The sequence below is a fragment of the Azospirillum oryzae genome, assembly GCF_900177515.1.
Lineage (GTDB): Bacteria > Pseudomonadota > Alphaproteobacteria > Azospirillales > Azospirillaceae > Azospirillum > Azospirillum oryzae_A.
The window spans coordinates 448,662-466,848 of the sequence record NZ_FXAK01000002.1 but is presented as its reverse complement, the minus strand read 5'-3'; the positions used below and the strand labels follow the sequence as shown (position 1 = coordinate 466,848).

Annotated in this window: 18 protein-coding genes and 1 tRNA gene; 11 read left to right on the top strand and 8 right to left on the bottom strand. The window is 67.9% G+C overall.

From position 1 onward, the window contains the following. Positions 1-185 precede the first annotated feature (185 nt). Complete coding sequence (locus tag B9N97_RS05210; protein WP_085084048.1) at positions 186-1,373, top strand: tyrosine-type recombinase/integrase; 1,188 nt, start codon at positions 186-188, stop codon at positions 1,371-1,373. 57 nt (positions 1,374-1,430) lie between these two features. On the opposite strand, the gene B9N97_RS05205 is transcribed toward B9N97_RS05210, so the two are convergent. The 4 genes from B9N97_RS05205 to istA form a co-directional block, all read right to left on the bottom strand. Continuing rightward, a complete protein-coding gene (locus B9N97_RS05205) occupies positions 1,431-1,712 on the bottom strand; it encodes a hypothetical protein (RefSeq protein ID WP_143266361.1) in 282 nt (93 codons plus the stop codon). After that, positions 1,709-1,942, bottom strand: coding sequence for a hypothetical protein (locus B9N97_RS34725; protein ID WP_143266360.1), 234 nt, complete (start codon positions 1,940-1,942; stop codon positions 1,709-1,711). Before B9N97_RS34725 ends, B9N97_RS05205 begins: the two co-directional genes overlap by 4 nt. 220 nt (positions 1,943-2,162) lie before the next feature. Continuing rightward, a complete protein-coding gene (gene istB, locus B9N97_RS05200) occupies positions 2,163-2,894 on the bottom strand; it encodes an IS21-like element helper ATPase IstB (protein ID WP_085084044.1) in 732 nt (243 codons plus the stop codon). Then, positions 2,881-4,401 carry an IS21 family transposase gene (gene istA / locus B9N97_RS05195; protein WP_085084042.1) on the bottom strand — a complete coding sequence of 507 codons (1,521 nt, stop codon included), beginning with the start codon at positions 4,399-4,401 and terminating at the stop codon, positions 2,881-2,883. Before istA ends, istB begins: the two co-directional genes overlap by 14 nt. Before the next feature lie 1,100 nt (positions 4,402-5,501). On the opposite strand from istA, the gene B9N97_RS05190 reads away from it, so the two are divergent. Further along, positions 5,502-5,735 carry a hypothetical protein gene (locus B9N97_RS05190; RefSeq protein WP_208621145.1) on the top strand — a complete coding sequence of 78 codons (234 nt, stop codon included), beginning with the start codon at positions 5,502-5,504 and terminating at the stop codon, positions 5,733-5,735. Here B9N97_RS05190 and B9N97_RS05185 read toward each other — a convergent pair. Next, positions 5,680-6,561 (bottom strand): DUF3108 domain-containing protein, encoded by an 882-nt coding sequence (locus tag B9N97_RS05185; RefSeq protein ID WP_085084038.1) that lies wholly within the window; start codon positions 6,559-6,561, stop codon positions 5,680-5,682. The genes B9N97_RS05190 and B9N97_RS05185 overlap by 56 nt on opposite strands. A gap of 160 nt (positions 6,562-6,721) precedes the next feature. Here B9N97_RS05185 and B9N97_RS05180 point away from each other — a divergent pair. The 4 genes from B9N97_RS05180 to B9N97_RS05165 all read left to right on the top strand — a co-directional run bounded on the left by B9N97_RS05180 (position 6,722) and on the right by B9N97_RS05165 (position 8,829). Further along, a tRNA-Val gene (locus B9N97_RS05180) sits at positions 6,722-6,796 on the top strand. A gap of 199 nt (positions 6,797-6,995) precedes the next feature. Then, positions 6,996-7,160 carry a sugar tyrosine-protein kinase gene (locus B9N97_RS05175; protein WP_085084036.1) on the top strand — a complete coding sequence of 55 codons (165 nt, stop codon included), beginning with the start codon at positions 6,996-6,998 and terminating at the stop codon, positions 7,158-7,160. 203 nt (positions 7,161-7,363) lie between these two features. Continuing rightward, positions 7,364-8,245 carry a pantoate--beta-alanine ligase gene (gene panC / locus B9N97_RS05170; protein ID WP_085084034.1) on the top strand — a complete coding sequence of 294 codons (882 nt, stop codon included), beginning with the start codon at positions 7,364-7,366 and terminating at the stop codon, positions 8,243-8,245. Positions 8,246-8,418: 173 nt separating this feature from the next. After that, entirely contained in the window at positions 8,419-8,829 is a 411-nt protein-coding gene (locus B9N97_RS05165; RefSeq protein WP_085084032.1) for a flagellar basal body-associated FliL family protein, read from the top strand. Between the two features lie 44 nt (positions 8,830-8,873). On the opposite strand, the gene oxlT is transcribed toward B9N97_RS05165, so the two are convergent. Continuing rightward, complete coding sequence (gene oxlT, locus B9N97_RS05160; protein WP_143266359.1) at positions 8,874-10,181, bottom strand: oxalate/formate MFS antiporter; 1,308 nt, start codon at positions 10,179-10,181, stop codon at positions 8,874-8,876. A gap of 376 nt (positions 10,182-10,557) precedes the next feature. On the opposite strand from oxlT, the gene B9N97_RS05155 reads away from it, so the two are divergent. Both B9N97_RS05155 and B9N97_RS05150 read left to right on the top strand, forming a co-directional pair. Further along, positions 10,558-11,202 carry a thiamine phosphate synthase gene (locus tag B9N97_RS05155; protein ID WP_085084027.1) on the top strand — a complete coding sequence of 215 codons (645 nt, stop codon included), beginning with the start codon at positions 10,558-10,560 and terminating at the stop codon, positions 11,200-11,202. Positions 11,203-11,373: 171 nt separating this feature from the next. Beyond that, entirely contained in the window at positions 11,374-12,063 is a 690-nt protein-coding gene (locus B9N97_RS05150) for a GntR family transcriptional regulator (RefSeq protein ID WP_085084025.1), read from the top strand. A 136-nt stretch (positions 12,064-12,199) separates the two neighbouring features. On the opposite strand, the gene pyk is transcribed toward B9N97_RS05150, so the two are convergent. Continuing rightward, positions 12,200-13,669, bottom strand: a complete 1,470-nt coding sequence (gene pyk, locus B9N97_RS05145; protein WP_085084023.1) for a pyruvate kinase — start codon at positions 13,667-13,669, stop codon at positions 12,200-12,202. A gap of 199 nt (positions 13,670-13,868) precedes the next feature. Here pyk and B9N97_RS05140 point away from each other — a divergent pair, with 199 nt between their 5' ends. From B9N97_RS05140 to B9N97_RS05130, 3 genes are all read left to right on the top strand, one after another. Next, positions 13,869-14,669 (top strand): NUDIX hydrolase, encoded by an 801-nt coding sequence (locus B9N97_RS05140; protein WP_085084021.1) that lies wholly within the window; start codon positions 13,869-13,871, stop codon positions 14,667-14,669. A gap of 142 nt (positions 14,670-14,811) precedes the next feature. After that, entirely contained in the window at positions 14,812-15,393 is a 582-nt protein-coding gene (locus B9N97_RS05135; RefSeq protein WP_085084019.1) for an NAD(P)-binding domain-containing protein, read from the top strand. Continuing rightward, complete coding sequence (locus B9N97_RS05130; RefSeq protein WP_085084017.1) at positions 15,390-17,114, top strand: pyruvate, phosphate dikinase; 1,725 nt, start codon at positions 15,390-15,392, stop codon at positions 17,112-17,114. The genes B9N97_RS05135 and B9N97_RS05130 overlap by 4 nt, the downstream gene beginning before the upstream one ends. A gap of 125 nt (positions 17,115-17,239) precedes the next feature. Here the strand turns inward: B9N97_RS05130 and B9N97_RS05125 are convergent, their stop codons facing one another. Further along, complete coding sequence (locus tag B9N97_RS05125; RefSeq protein WP_085084015.1) at positions 17,240-18,169, bottom strand: histone deacetylase family protein; 930 nt, start codon at positions 18,167-18,169, stop codon at positions 17,240-17,242. Positions 18,170-18,187 lie beyond the last annotated feature (18 nt).

Genomic DNA, 18,187 nt, shown 5'->3' with positions numbered 1-18,187 from the left:
AACGAAATCAACGCTCCCAATTAAATGGGAAATCCGCTGCGGCTCGCCGTTGACCGCCGGAATCTGCGTTCCGATGATGGGTCCGTTAGTGGGTAGCGGTCCCGCCCATCATGCCGAACGGCTTTGGACACCCGCACCCATCATCCGGCACCCATCAACGGGGCCTGCTGATTCGGAGCGTAGGAATGCCGCGAAAGGCCGCTGGGCTCACAGCTCGGAAGGTTGAGACGATCAAGACGCCTGGGCTGTTCGCCGATGGGAACGGCCTGTACCTGCAAGTGACCGCATCGGGCGCCCGGTCTTGGATCTATCGCTTTGCCATGGGTAGCCGGCGCCGCGACATGGGGCTTGGCAGCGCGATCGTGGTCAGCTTGGCGCAGGCCCGTGATAAGGCGATAGAGGCGAAGAAGCTGGTGGCGGCCGGCGTCGATCCGCTGGAAGCCCGCAAGGCGCAAGCGGCCGCTCAGTTGCAGGAAACCGCGAAGGCCGCGACCTTCAAGGAATGCGCGGTCGACTACATCGCCTCCATGAAGGCCGGCTGGAAGAACGCCAAGCACGGCGCCCAATGGGTTGCGACACTGGAGACCTATGCCTTCCCGACGCTGGGTGCCTTGCCCGTGGCGGCCATCGACACGACCCTCGTCCTGCAGGTGCTGCAACCGATCTGGACCACGAAGACCGAGACGGCGAGCCGGCTCCGGGGGAGAATCGAATCGGTGCTCGATTTCGCGAAGGTGACCGGTCTGCGCAGCGGCGAGAACCCTGCCCGCTGGAAAGGGCACCTGGATCTGATCCTTCCGGCGAAGGCGGCGGTCGCCAAGGTCGAGCACCATGCGAGCGTGCCCTATTCGGATATGCCGGCCCTTTGGCCACGCCTCCAGGTCCAGGACGGCGCCAGCGCGCGGGCGCTGGAGTTCACGATCCTCACCGCGGCGCGGACCGGCGAGGCGCTGGGCGCCAAATGGTCGGAGATCGACCTTGGCGCCCGCACCTGGACCATTCCAGGGGAGCGGATGAAGGCGGGCGTCACCCACCGCGTTCCGCTGACGGATCCCGCGCTGGCGCTGCTGAAGAAGATGGCGGCGATCCAGCGAGGCGAATTCGTTTTCGAGGGGATGACGACCGGAAAGCCGTTGTCCAACATGTCGATGGCGATGGTTCTGCGCCGCATGAAGGTGGACGCGACGCCGCACGGGTTCCGCTCTACCTTTCGCACCTGGGCGGCAGAATGCACGTCGGCGCCGCATGAAGTGGCCGAAGCGGCACTCGCGCACACCCAGGGCGACAAGGTGGTGGCCGCCTATCAGCGCGGCGACCTGTTCGAAAAGCGGCGGGCGTTGATGGAAGGGTGGGCCGCTTTCCTCTCCGGATGACGGGCCGGTTCAGAAGCGGTCAGGTGGGAGGGCGCGGTGGCCCTCCCCTGGTACAGGTCAGGCGAGTCGGCTTCCTCTTCGCTCGATGTACGCCTCTACCTCACCTCGACAATCCAGCTTGTCGGCAGCGGTGAGCATCATGTCCGGATCGCCGGTCACCATACCCCGCATCAACTGCCCGATGGCGATGCGCACGGGTAGAGGCGCCGCTTGGAGGTCTGCAGCGAACTCGGCCATGTCGGGATCGGTCATTCTAGACGTAACCGATGCCGTGGTGGGCAGGGCGGCAACGGCAACGGTCGCCGCAGTGCCGGCCAACATAGATCGACGATCGATCATGCTGCACCTCCGTGAGCGTACCGTTCGGGGTCTGCATGGATGTCGGCCTCCACCGGTTCCCTGAGTCCGAGTGCATCGGCTTCATTGAGCATTCCGTCGACGTCCCGGTTCGCCATAGCCCAGGCCAGTCGAGCAACATGCGCCGTATCCTCTGGAGGCAACTCGTTGAACATCGCCATGAGTTCTTCGCGTATAGGATCGGAAGGAGTGGATGTGGTGATGGCGACCACGGGTAGAGTCGCAACTGCGGCTGCTGTCAATCGGCTTCCAAATTCCAGCCGGCATCGGCTTGCAATTTCCAGCCACGCTTGCGGTTGCAGAACCTGTTGTCCAGGGAGTCCACGGGAGGGTCCCGCGCGCGCCGCGGAGTGCCCTTATGGCTGACGCAGCGGCGCGCGTGGGAGGGGCCTGTGGGCCCCCCTGGGCAACGGATAGGGGGAAGGCTTTGGATCAGGAGCGGTTCTTGAACCGCCAGCTCTCGTTGCCGGTTTCCAGGATGTCGCAGTGATGCGTCAGCCGGTCGAGCAAAGCGGTGGTCATCTTGGCGTCGCCAGCGAACACCGTCGGCCATTCAGCGAAGCTCAAGTTGGTGGTGATCAACACCGAGGTCCGCGAGTACAACTGGCTGAGCGCGTGGAACAGCAGTTGGCCGCCACTCTGGGAGAACGGCAGGTAGCCGAGTTCGTCCAGCACCACGAGATCAACGCGGGTCAACTGGTCAGCGAGCTTGCCCGCCTGCCCGGTCCGGGCTTCGGCCTCCAACCGGTTCACCAGGTCGATGACGTTGAAGAACCGGGCACGGGCGCCGCGGCGCACGCAGTTGGCCGTGATGGCGATGCACATGTGCGTCTTGCCGGTCCCGGTTCCCCCGATGAACACGGCGTTGCGCTGGGTTTCCAGAAAGCCGCCATCGTGCAGGTCGCGCACCAGCCCCTCGTTGAGGGGACTGGCGGTGAAGTCGAACTCGGCCAGCGTCTTGGCCAGAGGCAGCTTGGCGGCGCCGAGTTGGTAGCGGATCGAGCGCGCCTGCTTCTCCGCCCGCTCCGCCGCCAGCAGGTCGCCCAGGATCTGCTGGACGGTGCGCTGCCGCTTCAGTCCATCGCTCATTACCTCGTCGTAGGCGGCACGCATGCCGGCCAGGCTGAGCTCGGCCATCATCGCCATCAGCTCATGCCGTTCCATGGCAGCCCTCCCGCACCGCGCGCAGGCGGTCGTAGCGCCCGCAGTCGGCGGCCGGCTCAATGGACAGCGTCAACGCCGTCGGCACCGCCATGGCCGGTGCCGGTGTGACGTCGTGGCGCCGGGCGAGGATGTTCAGGATCACGTCCCGGCTGTGCGTACCGCTCGCCAGTGCCTCGCGGCAGGCGACCTCCACCGCCTCCAGGCCATCGGTGAGGATGGCGGCGAGCACGCCAACGAACTGCCGGTCAGCGTCGTCGCCGCGGCCCAGGCGGGTCCGCACCGTCGCCAGGGCTGGCGGCAAATCCCAGTCCCGGAACGGCGCCCCGTTGCGCAGCGCCCCCGGCTTGCGGACGAGAACCGGCAGGTAGTGCAGCGGATTGTACCGCGTGTGGCCGTGCCCGAAAGCTCGTGGGTGCTCGGCGACGATCGCGCCGTTGAACCACACCACGATCCGTGTCGCGTAGGCGCGGACCTGCACCGGCTTGCCGGCGGCGATCGCGGCCACGCTGTAGCGGTTGCGGTCAAAGTGGATCAGGCAGGTTTTCGAGACGCTGAGCGTGGCCTCGTGGAAGCCGTCGAAAGGATCGCTCACGGTGATCAGCGCCGGCCGCTCCGCCTGGAACACCTCCCACACCGTCCGGCTCCTATCCTCTGGATGCGGCGTCTGTTGGGCCCAGACGATCACCTCGTCGTGCAGGCGTTCGTTCACCTCTTCCAGCGTCTTGGCCCGCAGCCGCGGCGTGAACAGCCGCTGGCGCAAGGTGCCGACCTGGTTCTCGACCTGGCCCTTTTCCCAGCCCGAAGCCGGGGTGCAGGCCACCGGCTCGACCAGGTAATGCGAGCACATCTGGGCGAAGCGGCGGTTGAAGCGGCGCTCTTTGCCGACAAATACGGCGTCCACCGCCGTCTTCATGTTGTCGTAGATGCCGCGCTCGCACAGGCCGCCGTAGAAGGCCGCGGCACGGGCGTGGGCGTCGAACACCATCTCCTGGGTCTGGCGCGGGTAGACCGCCACAAACGGCATGCGGCTGTGGCACAGGCGGGCATGGGCCACCTGCACCTTGGTCGTCACGCCGTCCAGGATGATCCACTCTTCCGCCCAGTCGAACTGGTACGCCTCGGCCGGGGCAAAGGTGAGCGGAACGTAGGCGTTCACCGGCCCACTCGGCGGCTGGCGCTGCTTGAAGCGCTTGATGTAGCGCCGCACCGTGTCGTAGCCGCCCTGGAACCCGGCATCCTTCAGCCGTCCGAAGAGCCCCAGGTAGTCGAGCCGGTCGCGGGCTGGCCGCCGCTCGTTCTCCGTGATCAGCCGTTCCAGCTCCTCCTGGAACCCGGACAACTTCGGAAGCGGCTGGTGCTGGCGCTCGTAGCGCGGCGCCGTCTCGCCCGAGCGCAGGTATTTCGTCACCGTCTCCCGCGACACCTTCAGCGACCGGGCAATGGCCCGGATGCTTTTCCCCTTCGCGTGCTCGCGTCGTATCCGTGCGATCGTCTCCACCGTCAACATCCCTGTCCGCCACCCTGTCGTCCAAACCCAGGGTGGTAGTCTGCCAGATCAGGGGTGGCTGGTTATTGGACGCCGATCACCCCTGAAACTGGCCCAGTGTTGCAGGCCGATGCACAATTCAGCGTTACCCTTCAGGCGGAGGGCATCAAGTGAAAACACTACGAAGCGGTGCCTGAAATTACATTTTTGGGAAATAAGGGCGAAACAAAATGTGATTTCTGCTGTCTGTATAGTGGTTCTTCTATTGACGTTCCCAGTTGCATTGTTATGCGAATATGAATGTGTGCTTCGTTGGTTGGGTATTTGGAAGTCGAAGTGCTGTGCGACGCGCTGTGGGAGTTGATCGGCGACAGGCTGCACGAGAGGAAATGCGACAGGTTGGAGGACGCCCCGAGTCGCATTGATTCTTCGCTGGCCGTCGCTGACGATCGGGAAGACGATGTTGGGTAGAATGATGGGTTTTGAAGTGGTTGCTTGTCTAAGGCGCTGTATCTAATAGGGGATTTTCGGACATCCCCTCCGCCACCTTGCTTGGCAGGTGCCAAGCCATTGAATTTCCCGAATGATTGAAGTGTTCAGCGTGCACCAATGGCGCACGGTCCATTGGTGCGCCGATGGAGAAATTCGGGGCACATCCACCTTTCCAATGGTCGGCAAGCCGGCGCGCAATTCCCCCATCCTTGGGAGGAAGGCGCAGTGCCGCCTCTTGTGAACTCGCCCCCCAACCGGACCGCGGCCGGTACAGGACGCGGCACCGACGGTCGCATACACTGATACTATCCCTTTGGACAGCAGGGGTATCCCTCAGGACCCGCGTACCGGCTCGCTAAAGCCCCTAAACTGTTAGGGTCGATCCGGTTCCGCCGGGCGGCAGGACGTCGATCCGGGGGAGGACGCGCCATGATGCAGGAGGATGCCCTGATGGTCGGTCCGCTGACCTTCATCGCCACCCTCCTGCTGCTGACGCTGGCCGCAACCGGCAGGCACAACAAGCAATCAAGAACCTGCCGGGTGCGGGTCGGGCGGCGGCGCGTCATGCCGCCGCCCGGCCGGCGTCACGGCGGTGGCCGATGGGAAGGAACTCCACCATGGTTTCTCGCATGGCTCGGATCGTTCATATGGGCAAACTGGGCGGCTATGCGGCGCTGCTGGACGGCACGCTGCTTGAACTCGACAGCCGCATCCTCTGGCCGTCGGTCCCGGCACTGACGGAGGCCTTGCGGCAGGCCGGCATCACGCCCTCCGACCTGATTCTGGACACCCGGTCTCCTGCCGCGGTCAGCGCGCCGGCGGCGGCATCGCACCGGTTCGGCGGTTTGCCGCTGGCGGCGTGACGCCGGTCAGGTGGACCACCACGCTGCCGAAATCGCTGTCCGTCTCCAGCCGAACCGGCAGGGGCGGATAGCCGGCGGCGACCGGGGCCAGCCACAAATCGACCGGGGGCCTGTCGGCCGGGTTGCTCCGCTGCCAGAAACGGCCGGTCGGCGATGACCGGCCATAGCCGGCGACCGGCTTGTAGGTGACCCGGCATTGCTGGGCGACGCCGGCGAAGACCGAATAGCGCGACGGGTCGACGATCCGCCGCCCCACCTCGCTGAACACCATGTCGTAGCGGCGGCGGCCGTCGAACACCGGCAGCGACCGGTCGCAGCCTTGGCTCGCCCCGACCGCGAACAGCAGGTCCAGCACGGCGCTCAGCGGGTCCAGGGTGCCGCGCTGCAGCGCCGGCGGCACCGGCTCGCGGTCGTCCTTCTCCGGCGGCGGCGTGACGCTGGCGTCGACATCGCCCTGGGGCCCGTAGGTCAGGGTGACGTTGCGCGGCTCGCCGCGAAGCTGGCTGGTCTGGCGGTGGCTGGCCGGCCGCAGGTCGTCGCCGCGGACGTAACCGTTTGTCAGCGAATCCGTGCGCCAGCTGAACAGGCGGCCGATGGCGCCGCCGGTCACCGCCGACACCTCGATCCGGTAACGGTCGCCGGTCACCTCCAGCATCGCTTCGACGTCGAGCGCGGTGATGCCGCCGACGAAGACGCGGTAGGTCGCCTTGACCGGCTCCGCCGACGCCTTGGCGGCAGCGAGGGGAAGCAGGGAAAGGGACAGGCCGGCCGCCATCAGGGCTGCCCGGACAGGATTGGGAAGGCGGCGGGGGCTGGGCTGGGGCACGGTCCGGGGCTCCTGCGGGCGGCTGATCTTTTTTTAAGATGGGGATTAAACTGGTGCTTGACACCCGGTGGGGAAGGCCGTAGAAACCCGCCCACCGCAGCGGCGGGGCCGACGAAAGACGGCAGCGGCGCAAAAGAGTTCGGTAAGAGTTTCACGGTTCGGGCGCGTAGCTCAGCGGGAGAGCATTCGCTTCACACGCGAAGGGTCACAGGTTCAATCCCTGTCGCGCCCACCATCACGAAAAGGCTTCGGACGAAAGTCCGGAGCTTTTTTGCTTTTCGGCACCGGCGGTTGTGGGCCGCACGAAAACCTTCATTATATAATGCTTATATGATTGACGAATCCGCGGTCGATTGACGCAGATCAGCCCTCTTCGCGCTGCAATGCGGTAATAGGGGGGCCATCCCTGTCACCCGCTTCGGAAAGCCAATCAGATGGACGATACCCGTATCGCTTTGCTCTCCCTCGGCCTGCTGGTCGCCGTGCTCGCCGTCATCATCGGTTCGGTGGTCTTCGTCCCGTCCTTCACCGCCCTGCTGGCCACGCTGCTGGCCTGGGCCAATCTGGCCTATCTGGTCGGCATCACGATTAAGCGCTGATCCAGTTCCGCGGCGGGGCGCAGCCTTCCCCGCCGCGGATGCCGAACCCCTGGGGTCCGGCAACAGTCTGTCCCGCGGAAAGCTTTTCTGGACAGGAACGGTCCGTCGGGTTATCCAGCGCCCGGTTTCGCCGTGCTCCCGATAGTCGGTGTGCCCCCGATCTTGCCGTGCCCCCCGATCTTGCTGCGCCAAGGACCGACGCCATGACGCCGACCACTGCCCAGACCTCCAGTCCGCTGCCGATCCTGAGGACGGTGGAGGATCTGAGAGCCCAGGTCGCAGCTTGGCGGCGGGAGGGGCTGACCGTCGCGCTGGTGCCGACCATGGGGGCGCTGCATGACGGCCATCTGGGCCTGGTGCGGCGCGGCCGCGAACTGGCCGACCGGGTGGTCGCCAGCGTCTTCGTCAACCCGACCCAGTTCGCCCCGCACGAGGATTTCGACCGCTACCCGCGCGACGAGAGCGGCGATTCCGCCAAGCTGGCCTCGGCCGGCTGCCACGCGCTCTATGCGCCGACCGTGCGCGCCATGTATCCGGAGGGCTTCGCCACCGCCATCTCGGTCGGCGGCCCGGCGGAGGGGCTGTGCGGCGCCTTCCGGCCGCAGATGTTCGGCGGCGTCGCGCTGGTGGTGACCAAGCTGTTCCTGCAGGCCCTGCCCGACGTCGCGGTGTTCGGCGAGAAGGATTACCAGCAGCTGATGGTGATCCGCCGCTTCACCCGCGATCTCGACATTCCGGTTCGGGTCGAAGGGCTGCCGACGGTGCGGGAGGCCGACGGGCTCGCCATGTCGTCGCGCAACGCCTATCTCAGCGCCGACGAGCGCGCCCGCGCCCCCGAACTGCACCGGGCGCTGACCGCGGCGGCCGAGGCGCTGGCGCGCGGGGCGGAGCCCGACGGCGCCTTGACCGGCATCCGCGGGCGCATCGCCGAGGCGGGATTCGGCGCCATCGACTATGTCGAACTGCGCGACGCCGAAACGCTGGAGCCGGTGACCGCCGTCACCCGTCCGGCCCGCCTGCTGGCCGCCGCCTGGATGGGCAAGGCCCGCCTGATCGACAATGTGCCGGTGACTCCCGTCGGTTGACATACCGGAGAATGAGGGCCGCTGTCCCGATGGCATTTGACCGGCATTTGTTGCGCGCCTAACATGATTTCCGTCGGGCATGGTCCCGATGGGAATCGGACCCCCGCGATGGGGGCGGAAAGGCGATCTTGCGGCTCGTCCGTCGCAACCGGCGGGGGGAAACGGTTTCCCTGATGCCGCTCGTTCTGACCGGCCTCCTGCTGACGCTGGCGGCGCTCGGCGCGGGCGGCGCCGTGATCGCCGGCCGCAACCGGGCTCCGGCGCCGCAGGCGCAGACGGGTCCCGACAAGAAATACGCCGCCCTACCGATGATGACATTCAGCCTCGGCGGCGGCGATGCGCGGATGGTGGACGTCAAGGTCCTGCTGGAGATCGATCCGTCGGTGGACGGCAAGGTCGCCGACCCCTATGTCCCGCGCATCACCGACCGACTGTCCGACCGTATGCGCCAGATCGACCCCGAGCAGCTGACCGGCGCCGACGGGGCGAAGCTGATGAAGAGCACCATCGCCGGCGTGCTCGACCGCGAACTGCGCGGCGTGCGGGTGAGGGAAATCCTGCTGGACCGCATGGTGGTCAGGTAGGGCCGGAAACGTCCGGCCCCCTTGGACGAGGTGATTGGACAAGGTCAGTCGGCCAGCCGGGTGGTCAGGCGCGGGGCGGCGCTGCTGGCCGCCGCGACATAGCGGGCGCGCAGCGGCTTCAGGACGAACAGGGCGAGGAAGGCGGCCAGCGCATTGACGATGGCGACGCTGTAGAAGACCGTCTGCCAGCTGCCGGTCGCCTCCACCATCAGGTTGCCGACGGGGACCATCAGGGCGGCCACGCCCTTGGCGGTGTAGAGCATGCCGGCGTTGGTCGCGGCGAAGCGCGAGCCGAAGGTGTCGGCGCAGCAGGCCGGGAACAGGCTGAAGATCTCGCCCCAGGCGAAGAACACCAGTCCGGTCAGGATGACGAAGGCCACCGGATCGGCGCCGTATGCGCTGAGCGCCATCACCCCGACCGCCTCGATGGTGAAGGCGATGAACATGGTGTTCTCGCGCCCGATATGGTCGGACACCCAGCCGAAGAAGGGCCGCGTGATGCCGTTCATCACCCGGTCGATCGACAGGGCGAAGGTCAGCGCCGGCAGGGTCAGGCCCAGGAGGCTGACCGGCGCGTCGATCAGGTCCAAGTCGGCGGCGATGGGGCCGAGCTGGGCCGTCACCATCAGACCGCCGGCGGCGACCATGGTGAACATGCCGTACATGATCCAGAAGACGGGGGTGCGCAGCATCTCCTGCGGGGCGTAGTGGCGGCGCTGCGGGGCGGTGGCGCCGCGCGCCTGTCCATAGCCCAGCTTCGGCGGGTCGGTCATGAAGCAGGCCAGCACCAGGATCACCAGCCCCTGGCCCAGCCCGAAGGTCATGAAGGTGGTCTCGAAGCCGGAGGACTCGATCATGGTGGCGATCGGCACCACCGTCAGGGCGGAGCCGGCGCCGAATCCGGCGGCGGTCAGGCCGGCCGCCAGCCCGCGGCGGTCGGGGAACCATTTCAGCGCATTGCCGACGCAGGTGCCGTACACGCCGCCGGCGCCGATGCCGCCGATCACCGCGGCCAGATAGAGAAGCGCCAGCGAATCGGCCACCGCGTTCAGCGCCCAGGACAGGGCGCACAGCGCGCCGCCCACCAGCACGACGATGCGCGGGCCGAATTTGTCGACGAACCAGCCCTCCACCGGAACCAGCCAGGTTTCGGTGACGATGAAGATGGTGAAGGCCACCTGGATCGCGGTGCGGCCCCAGCCATGCTTGTCGTCGATCGGCTCGACGAACAGGGTCCAGCCATATTGCAGATTGGCGATCATCGACATGCAGACGATGCCGATGGCAAGCTGCATCCAGCGCCCGCCCCAGGGTGCGACCTGAGCCGTGCTGCCGTGCGTTTCACGCACCATGTCCTTCCTCCCCATTGCACCCGACATGTTCTGTTCGGCGTCTTTTGTTCGGCATCTTCTGTTCGGATGTCCGGACTTGTATGGTCTTCGACCTTGTTTTTCGGTTCCTGCTGTCCGGTTCGGAAAAGGTGGCGGGACGGGATCTTCTGCTGCCAACTTATGGTTGCTGGCATGCCAAATGCCCCATGCCTCCTTCACGATCATCAGTTTGACTGACTATGTCAATACGAACCATTTGCCGACGCAGTGACATGCATGCGAATTGTCCATGTGAATCCGCTGGAATTTCACGATCCGGAAAATACGGTGCTTCGCGGCTGGTCGAACACGCCAAGCCGTCGCGAGGATGATTGGCCGAACAGGAGGACCCCGACCTATGCCGTTGCCCGACCCGCTGCTGCTGGTCGTCACCGACCGCCGCTTGGCCAAGCAGCCGTTGCCGCAGGTGGCGGAACGCCTGTTCGCAACCGGCGTGCGCTGGTTGTCGTTGCGGGACAAGGATTTGCCCGATTCCGAGCGGCTGGAGCTGGCTCGCGCATTGATGGTGCGCGCCCGGCCGTGGGGGGCCTGCGTCACCCTGCATGGCGACCCGGCGCTGGCGGCGGCGGCGGGGGTGGATGGGGTGCATCTGCCCTCCGGCGGCGATCCGGCGGCGGCGCGTGCGCTTCTGGGGCCGGGGGCGCTGATCGGGCTTTCACTCCACGACTCGGACGGTGCCGAAGTGATCGAGCGGGGCAGGGAGCAGGCCGATTACGTGACCCTGTCGCCGGTCTTCCCATCCGCCAGCAAGCCGGGCTATGGGCCCTGCCTGGGTGCTGCGGGACTGCGGCGATGGGTAGAGCTGGGTGTGCCGGTGATCGGGCTGGGCGGCATCGACCATGCCGGCGCGGTGGCGGAATGCCGGGCGGCCGGGGCGGTGGGCGTGGCGGTGATGGGGCTGGCGATGCGCGACCCGCAAGCGCTGGCGCCGCTGCTGGCCGCGCTGGCGCCGAACAAGGCAGCCTTGCCGTCCCCCCGCTGACCCCAGGCGCGTTTCACGCCGGTCGCACTGGACATTTCAACGGCTTGCATGCATCTGGTATGTAGGATACGAAAATGCCGGAAGCCTAATGCGTAACCATGCCATGGATCATCGCTTAGGGGCTTACCGGGTGCGCCGCGACCGCCGGCGAGACATGAGGACATCCACTCCATGACTTTTCCCGCTCTCAACGTCCAGCCCCTCGACACCGGAACCACCTTCCGCAGTCAGGTCTACCACGCGCTGAAGCAGGCGATCACGGAGATGGACATCTATGACCATGACCGCGAGATCCGGCTGGACGAACGGCAGCTCAGCGACAAGCTCGGCGTCAGCCGCACCCCGATCCGCGAGGCGCTGACCCTGCTGGAGCAGGAGGGCTTCATCCGCCTGCAGCCGCGCCGAGGCATCTTCGTCGTCCGCAAGACCAAGACCGAGATCGTCGAGATGATCCAGGTCTGGGCGGCTCTGGAAAGCATGGCCGCCCGCATGGCCGCCGAACATGCGCCGGCGGCGGAGATCCACAAGCTGTGGGACCTGTTCGGCAGTTTCGAGCAGCGCAGCCCGAAGGACCATGTCAGCGAATATTCCGACGCCAACATCGCCTTCCACAAGAGCATCATCCAGCTGAGCGGGTCGAAGCTGATCCAGGACGTCACCGACAACCTGTTCATCCACATGCGGGCGATCCGCAAGCTGACCATCGGCCAGGAGGACCGGGCCGAACGCTCCATCCACGACCACCGCGCCATCATCAAGGCCCTGGAAGAGCGCAACGCCGACCTCGCCGAACGGCTGGTGCGCGAGCACACCATGGGCTTGGCCGCGCATGTGGAGAAGCATTGCGATTTCCTGGAGTGAGGCGGAGTTAGACCCCCACCTAACCTCCCCCGCCCAGCTCTCGCACAAAGCTTCGCTTTGTGCTGACGCGGCAGGCGGACCGTAGGTCCGCTGAGAGTGGGGGAGGGTCAGGGTGGGGGGCTAGCGCCCCCGAACCTCAAGCAGCCGTTACCGCCTCCTTCTGCGCCGCCTCCAACTTCGGCATGTCGTCGCCGTCGATGGTCACCACCCGCAGGGAGTTCGTCTTGCCCGGCGTCCCGAACGGCACGCCCGCGGTGACCACCAGCGACTGGCCGGTGCTGCCGATGCCGGTCTCCGCCGCCGCGGTCAGCGCCCGCCCGACCATTTCGGAGAAATTCGCCACGTCGTCGGTCAGCACGGCATGGACGCCCCAGGCCAGCGACAGCCGCCGCGCCGTCGCGTGGTTGGCGCTGAGGCCGAGGATCGGCACGGTCGGCCGCTCGCGCGAGGCGCGCAGCGTGGTTGAACCCGTGGTGGTGTAGGTGACGATGGCGGCGGCGCTGATGGTTTCCGCCACCTGTCGCGCCGCGGCGGTCAGCGCGTCGGGGGCGGTCGCCTCCGGGCTGGGATGATCGGCGTCCATGATGCGGCGATAGAGCGGATCGCCCTCCACCCGGCGGACGATGCGCTCCATCATCGCCACCGCTTCCACCGGATAGCGGCCGGAGGCGGACTCGGCGCTCAGCATCACCGCGTCGGCGCCGTCATAGACGGCATTGGCGACGTCGGACGCCTCGGCGCGGGTCGGGGTCGGCTCCGACACCATGGATTCCAGCATCTGGGTGGCGACGATCACCGGCTTGCCCATGGCACGGCTGAGGCGGATCATCTTCTTCTGCAGGCCCGGAACGTCTTCCGGCGGCAGTTCCACGCCCAAATCGCCGCGCGCCACCATCACCGCGTCGGACAGCTCGATGATACGGTCCAGCGTCGGCAGGGCGGCCGGCTTCTCGATCTTGGTCATCACCTGGGCGCGGTTGCCGATCAGCTCACGCGCCTCCAGGATGTCCTCCGGCCGCTGGACGAAGCTGAGGCCGATCCAGTCCACCCCGAGGTCGAGGCCGAAGGCGAGGTCGCTGCGGTCCTTTTCCGACAAAGCGCTCAGCGCCAGCGCCGCGCCCGGCACATTGACGCCCTTGCGGTCGGACAGGGTGCCGCCGGCCACCACCTCCGTCTCGGCGAAGTCGGGGCCGCAGTCCAGCACGCGCAGCCGGATGCGCCCGTCGTTCAGCAGCAGGTCGAGGCCGGGCTCCAGGCTGGCGAACACTTCCACATGGGGCAGGCAGACGCGGCGGCTGTCGCCCGCAGTGCGGTCGAGGTCCAGGCGGAAGCGGTCGCCGATGGCGAGATCCACCGGCCCGGACCCGAAAGTCCCGACCCGCAGCTTCGGCCCCTGGAGGTCGAGCAGGACGCCGATCGGCCGGCCCAGCGTCTTTTCGGCGGCGCGGATGCGGGCATAGCGCTCCGCATGCTCGGCCTGGGTGCCATGGCTGGCGTTCAGGCGGAAGACATTCACGCCGGCCTGGGCCAGGGCCGTGATCTGGCTTTCCGAAGAACTGGCGGGACCCAGCGTGGCGACGATCTTTGTGCTGCGGTGAAACGGCATGACGACAGCCTTCCTCCGCCCGGCCCTTTGCAAGAAGGGACGGGTCTGGCGAATGATGATGAGCGAGGTTCGGTGTTGCCGGGATGCTGGAAGTCCTAGGCCGGACGGTCAAACGGCACCCGTCCCTTATTCCGCATCGTGAGAGTGGTTCTTCCTGCCGCACATGGACAGCCGAACCGCCCGTCGGCGACACTGGGGCATGTCCGAGACGACCAATCCAAGCCCTGTTCCGCCCCATCCGGCCGCCACGCTGATCCTGCTGCGCGACGGCCCGGACGGGCTGGAACTGCTGGTGATGGAACGCCACGCCGGCCTGCGCTTCGCCCCCGGCGCCACCGTCTTTCCCGGCGGGCGGCTGGAGCCGGCGGACCATGACCCGCTGTGGCGTGCCCGCTGGCCGCAGGGAGAGCCTCCTGCCGACCTTGCGCACCGGATCGCCGCCTTGCGGGAGTGCGTGGAGGAGTGCGGCATGCTGCCGACCTGCGCCCCGCCTTCCTCCGCGGCGCTGGCGGAACTGCGCCGCGGGCTGGCGGCGGGGGAGGGTTTCGCCGCGGCGCTGGCGCGGGTCGGAGTCGCCCCCGCGCTCGACCGCATGGCGGTGCTGGCCCGCTGGATCACGCCGGAGATGCTGCCGCGCCGGTTCGACACCTTGTTCTTTCTGGTCACGGCACCGGACGGGCAGGAACCGGTCTGCGATGGCGGAGAGGCGGTCGCCGCGCTGTGGGCCACCCCGCGCCGACTGCTGGCGGAGGAGGAGGCCGGGCGCCGCCGGCTGGTCTTCGCCACCCGGATGACCCTGCTGCGGCTGGCGGGATGCGCCGACATGGCGGCGGCGATGGCCTGTGCGGCGATAGCCTCTGCGGCGGCGTCCGCCCAAGGCTTACCCGCGCCGATCCTGCCGCAATTGGTGGAAACGGCCGCCGGCCCAATGTTCCGGATTCCGGCCGGCTGCGGCTTTTTGCCACTGGAGACCTCCGCCGAAAGTGTTAGGCTTGGGTAAGATTAGGTAAGCTCAGGCGGGTTTCCGCGATGTGAAAATTGCGCGGGCGTGCTATTGTGCGACGCGACATGAGCAATCAATCTCCAGCCTGACGCTCGGCGCCGGATGACGGCGCTCCGCGCGGAGGCGGGAGGATCGCGGAATGGATGTCGGATTCATCGGGGACGGGGAGATGGCCGAGGCGATCATGGACAGGCTGCGGGAGGCCGGGCACCGGCTGCACCGCCACCCCCATGGCCGAGGCGCCTTCCGCGACCGGGCCGGCGCGTGCGACGTGGTGATGATGCTGTTGCCCGACGCCTGCGCGGTCGAGAGCGCCCTGTTCGCCGAGGACGGCTTTGCCGCCGCCCTGCCGCCGGGCGCGCTGGTGATCGACCTGTCGGTCCTGCCGCCGGCGGAGGCTTCGGCCAACGCCGCGCGGCTCGCCGATCTGGGCGGGCTTCTGGTCGATGCACCGGTCGGCAGCGGCCCGGTCATCGATGTCGGCGGCAGCGACGCGGCCTGTGTGCGGGCCGAACCGCTGCTGCGGCTGTTTACCGATGGCGTCGTCCGTGCCGGCGGTCCCGGTTCGGGGCAGCGGGGGCGTCTGCTCCGCCTGTCAGACAGGAAGATGTCGGACAGCAAGAGGACGGACAGGAAAAGCGACGATCCGGATGGACTGCACCGGCTGCTGCGTCTGATGGCCTTCGACGGGCCGGCTGAATCCAGGTTGGGCACATCATGAACACCTCCACCGCTCCCGACATCGCCCCGATGCGCCGCCGGGCCTCCAGCCTCTTCGCGACCGCACATGACGTGATCGTCCCTTTCGGGGCCGGGCTTGCCGCCGGTCTGGTCGCCGGGCGGGCCGATGTGGAGCGGCTGGGCAACAAGGGCGCGCGTCTGGTGGAGATGGCGGCGCTGGGGATTCCGGTGCCGCCGGGCTTCGTCATCGCCGCGGAGGCCGGGCGCGAGCTGGGCGCGGACGACGCGCTGCCGGCGGGGCTGCTGAAGCGGATCGACGCCGCCGTCCTGGCGCTGGAGCGGCAGGCGGGCGGGCGTTTCGGCGACGGCACGGGAGGGGGCGGTCCGCTGCTGCTGTCCGTCCGCTCGGGCGCGGCGGTGTCGATGCCGGGCATGATGGACAGCATCCTCAATCTCGGTCTCAACGACCGGACGGTGCAGGGGTTGGCGGCGGCCTCGGGCGATGCGCGCTTCGCCTATGATTGCTATCGCCGGCTGGTCCAGTGTTTCGGCTGCGTGGTGATGGGGGTGCCCGGCCACCGGTTCGAGGCGCTGCTGGACGAATACAAGGAGGAGCGCGGGCTTCAGCGCGACGGCGAGCTGACGGCGGAGGACTGGCGAAGCCTGATGCCGCGCTTCCTGCGGCTGGTGGAGACGCGCTGCGGCCGTCCCTTTCCGCAGGATCCGGCCGAACAGCTGCGTCTGGCGGTGGCGGCGGTCTTCCGTTCCTGGATGAACCCGCGGGCGGTCGCCTTCCGCGCCCTGCACGATGTCCCGGAGGATCTGGGGACGGCGGTGACGGTGCAGGCGATGGTGTTCGGCAACCGCGGGGCGGAATCCGGCACCGGCGTTCTGTTCACCCGCGATCCCTCCACCGGCGCGCCCGGCCTGTGCGGCGAGTTCCTGGCCGATGCCCAGGGCGAGGATGTGGTGTCCGGCACCTGCGACCCCGACCCGCTGAGCGCCAGCCAGTCCCACCCCGACCGCTCGATGGAACGCCGCATGCCGGCGGTCTATACGGAGCTTTGCGCGGTGGCCGAACGGCTGGAACGCGCCTTCGGCGACATGCAGGACATCGAGTTCACCGTGGACGGCGGGCGCCTGTTCATCCTGCAGTCGCGCAGCGGCAAGCGCTCGTCCGAAGCGGCCGTCCGTATCGCCGTCGACATGGCGGAGGAGGGGATCATCACCCGCGACGAGGCGGTGCGCCGCGTCGATCCGCAGGCGCTCGACGAGCTGCTGCGCCCGACCCTGACGCCGGAGGCGCTGGCCGCCGCCATCGCGACCGGGCTTCCCGCCTCGCCCGGCGCGGCGACCGGGCGGGCCGCCTTCACGACGGAGGACGCGCTGCGTCTGTCGCGCGGCGGCGCACCGGTGATCCTGTGCCGGCCGGAAACCTCGCCGGAGGACATCCACGGCATGCAGGCCGCCGTCGGCATCGTCACCGCCCGCGGCGGCTTCACCAGCCACGCAGCCACCGTCGCGCGCGGCATGGGCCGCCCTTGCGTCTGCGGTGCCCGCGGGCTGCGCATCGACCTGGAAGAGAAGGTGATGCGGGCCGGCGAGGTGACCGTCCGAACCGGCGACCTGCTGACCATCGACGGCAGCAATGGCGCCGTGGTGCTGGGAACCGCGACGCTGCAGCGGCCGGAGCCGGACGGTGCGACCGCCCGGCTGCTGGATTGGGCGCGGGAGTGCGGGGTGGGGTTGGCGGCGGATTGAGGTGGAGGGGTGCGGAGTTAGACCCCCACCCTGACCCTCCCCCGCTCTCAGCGGACCTACGGTCCGCCTGCCGCGTCAGCACAAAGCGAAGCTTTGTGCGAGAGCTGGGCGGGGGAGGGGACCAGTCACCCCCGCATCAGCGCCGTCAGATGCGCCGCGCAGCCCTCCGCCAGACCGGTCGCGTCATAGCCACCTTCCAGCGCCGACACCACCCGGCCGCCGCAGACACGGTCGGCCAGCTCGACCAGCTTGCGCGTCACCCATTCGAAATCCTCCGCCGTCAGGCCGAGCTGGGCCAGCGGATCGCGCTTGTGGGCGTCGAAGCCGGCGGAGATCAGCAGCAATTCCGGCTGGAACGCCTCCAGCGCCGGCAGGATGGCGCGCTCCACCGCCTGGCGGAACTCGACGGAGCCGCTGTAGGGCTCCAGCGGCAGGTTCAGGATGTTGCCGTCGACGCCGCGCTCCCACGAATTGCCGGTGCCGGGATAGAGCGGCGACTGGTGGGTGGAGGCGAAGAACAGGTCGGGGTCGTCGGCGAACATCGCCTGGGTGCCGTTGCCGTGATGCACGTCGAAATCGACCACGGCGACGCGGGTCAGCCCGTGTGTCTTGCGGGCATGCTCCGCTCCGACGGCGATGTTGTTGAAGACGCAGAAGCCCATGGCACGGGCCGGTTCGGCATGATGGCCGCAGGGGCGCACCGCGCAGAAGGCGTTGGTCGCCTCGCCGGCCAGCACCGCGTCCACCGCGGCGCAGACCGATCCGGCCGCGCGCAGGATGGCGCCGCGCGACCCCGGCGACAGCAGCGTGTCGCCGTCCAGCCGCTGATACCCGTTGGCCGGCACCGCGGCCAGCACGGCATCGACGTAAGCGCGGTCATGGACGCGTGACAGCTGCTCCACATCGGCCTCGGGGGCGGATCGGCGCTCCAGGTCGCGGAACTCCGGCCGGTCCAGCACTTGCCACACCACCGCCAGCCGTTCCGGCGCCTCCGGATGGCCGGGGCCGGTGTCATGCGCGAAGCAGTCGTGATGGGTGAAGATCAGGGTGGTCACGGTGCGGCCTCTCCCATA

What these genes read in the sequence shown, in the direction of transcription:
- B9N97_RS05210 (WP_085084048.1), top strand. Translation starts at nt 186, where the DNA reads ATGCCGCGAAAGGCCGCTGGGCTCACAGCTCGGAAGGTTGAGACGATC.
- B9N97_RS05205 (WP_143266361.1), bottom strand. Translation starts at nt 1,712, where the DNA reads ATGATCGATCGTCGATCTATGTTGGCCGGCACTGCGGCGACCGTTGCC.
- istB (WP_085084044.1), bottom strand. Translation starts at nt 2,894, where the DNA reads ATGGAACGGCATGAGCTGATGGCGATGATGGCCGAGCTCAGCCTGGCC.
- istA (WP_085084042.1), bottom strand. Translation starts at nt 4,401, where the DNA reads ATGTTGACGGTGGAGACGATCGCACGGATACGACGCGAGCACGCGAAG.
- B9N97_RS05190 (WP_208621145.1), top strand. Translation starts at nt 5,502, where the DNA reads ATGGCTCGGATCGTTCATATGGGCAAACTGGGCGGCTATGCGGCGCTG.
- B9N97_RS05175 (WP_085084036.1), top strand. Translation starts at nt 6,996, where the DNA reads ATGGACGATACCCGTATCGCTTTGCTCTCCCTCGGCCTGCTGGTCGCC.
- panC (WP_085084034.1), top strand. Translation starts at nt 7,364, where the DNA reads ATGACGCCGACCACTGCCCAGACCTCCAGTCCGCTGCCGATCCTGAGG.
- B9N97_RS05165 (WP_085084032.1), top strand. Translation starts at nt 8,419, where the DNA reads ATGCCGCTCGTTCTGACCGGCCTCCTGCTGACGCTGGCGGCGCTCGGC.
- oxlT (WP_143266359.1), bottom strand. Translation starts at nt 10,181, where the DNA reads ATGGTGCGTGAAACGCACGGCAGCACGGCTCAGGTCGCACCCTGGGGC.
- B9N97_RS05155 (WP_085084027.1), top strand. Translation starts at nt 10,558, where the DNA reads ATGCCGTTGCCCGACCCGCTGCTGCTGGTCGTCACCGACCGCCGCTTG.
- B9N97_RS05150 (WP_085084025.1), top strand. Translation starts at nt 11,374, where the DNA reads ATGACTTTTCCCGCTCTCAACGTCCAGCCCCTCGACACCGGAACCACC.
- pyk (WP_085084023.1), bottom strand. Translation starts at nt 13,669, where the DNA reads ATGCCGTTTCACCGCAGCACAAAGATCGTCGCCACGCTGGGTCCCGCC.
- B9N97_RS05140 (WP_085084021.1), top strand. Translation starts at nt 13,869, where the DNA reads ATGTCCGAGACGACCAATCCAAGCCCTGTTCCGCCCCATCCGGCCGCC.
- B9N97_RS05135 (WP_085084019.1), top strand. Translation starts at nt 14,812, where the DNA reads ATGGATGTCGGATTCATCGGGGACGGGGAGATGGCCGAGGCGATCATG.
- B9N97_RS05130 (WP_085084017.1), top strand. Translation starts at nt 15,390, where the DNA reads ATGAACACCTCCACCGCTCCCGACATCGCCCCGATGCGCCGCCGGGCC.